Here is a 1,525-nt window from a genome sequence, read left to right as displayed (position 1 = left end):
AGCGCTCGATGGCGGGCTTCAGCCCCCGCTCGACATCGTCCTTCGTCGTTCCTTCCGCCGCGGTAAAGGCGATGCGCATGAAGAAGCGGTTGGTCTGCCGGTCCCAGAACTGGTTGCTCTCGGCAATGTTGGCATCCATACCGGCAAGTTCGGTCGTTACCGAGGCGACGATACCGGGGCGGTCTTCGCAGGTAAGTGTCAAAACGTAATTCTTGTCAGGCATGGCAACTCCGGATGCAGGCATTCTGATCTGGGCGGATCATAATGAGCGCTGTTGAGGGGCGGCGATACAAATGCGAAGCGCTCAGTCCTTTTTCCGGCATTGGCGTCTGCGGTCAAATGAACTTTCCTCACTCAACGATGAGTTTCCGCAGCTGGCGCCATCGAACACCTAGGACTGCGGCTTTGCTCCGTACCAGCGCGGCGTATAGACCCAGGCGCCGCCACCGGCGCGGGGAAAACTCGCCGTGTGCGACGACCCGACGATCACCACCGTCCGCATATCCACCTGTTCGGGCGTGAGTTCGCCAAGTGTAATCGTGCGGAGCGTTTCGCCCGGCCTGCCGATATCACGCCCGAGGACGACCGGTGTAGCGGGATTGCGGTGTTCCCTGAGGATTTCGATGGCGCGCGGTAGCTGCCACGGGCGAGGCTTTGAAATCGGATTGTAGAAAGCCATGGCAAGGTCCGCCTCGGCGGCGAGCGCAATACGCTTTTCTATGATGTCCCACGGCTTGAGGTTGTCCGAAAGGGAGAGGATGCAGAAATCATGGCCGAGTGGAGCCCCGCTGCGGCTAGCCGCTGCCATGGCTGCAGAAACACCGGGAAGGATTTCGAGCTCGACCTCATGCCAAACCGGGTCTTCCGATTCGTGCAACGCCTCAACAACGGCGGCAGCCATAGCGAAGACGCCGGGATCGCCGGACGATATCATGACCACGGAACGTCCTGCTGCTGCGAGTTCAAACGCGTGGCGGGCGCGCTGCATTTCTTCGCGATTGTCGGTCATATGGATCGTCTGATCCTGCCGGAAAGGTCCGGCCATCCGAACATAGGTTTCATAGCCAAGCACGTCCTCGGCTCGATGCAGTGCCCGCTTCACTGCCGGGATCATGAAATCCGGGTTACCGGGGCCTAGGCCTATGACGGCAAGGCGTCCCCGCTTTTTCACGGGGACAGAGGCTTCGTCGGCCAGGGGCCGGAAGATAAGTTCGCCCGCCCTCGGTGCGGCGCCGTCGGATGTTACCCGGATCAGGAGATCGCCATTTTCGTCCAAGGGCAGGCGCGCTTCACGCAGCCAGGGCGCCTCGCCTTCGATTTTCACCGTCTTGCCTGCAAGCAGATCGGCGATGAAGGTCTTGGCGTCTTGCGGATTCTTCAGGATGAAACCCCGCGGAGGGTTGAGCAGGCACGTGCCAAAATGCAATTCGCCGGACGTCGTGATGGCCGGAGCGATGTCGAGGACCGCTGCAATTTTCCGTGCGAGGGCGTTCACCCCCGTTGTGCCGCCCAAGAGCGGCACAAC

General features: G+C 60.9%; 2 protein-coding genes. Both read right to left on the bottom strand.

Annotation, left to right across the window (positions count from 1 at the left end; genetic code table 11):
- Positions 1 to 223: ACT domain-containing protein (locus AAAB35_RS08350; protein ID WP_340667755.1), on the bottom strand; the 223-nt coding region annotated here is incomplete at its 3' end.
- Positions 224 to 391: 168 nt separating this feature from the next.
- A partial coding sequence (gene cobJ, locus AAAB35_RS08345; RefSeq protein ID WP_340667754.1) for a precorrin-3B C(17)-methyltransferase occupies positions 392 to 1,525 on the bottom strand: 1,134 nt, incomplete at its 5' end.

The organism is Phyllobacterium sp. (genome assembly GCF_037994425.1).
Taxonomy (GTDB): domain Bacteria; phylum Pseudomonadota; class Alphaproteobacteria; order Rhizobiales; family Rhizobiaceae; genus Phyllobacterium.
Note: the sequence above shows the minus strand (reverse complement) of the source record. Positions and strands in the feature narration are given on the sequence as shown.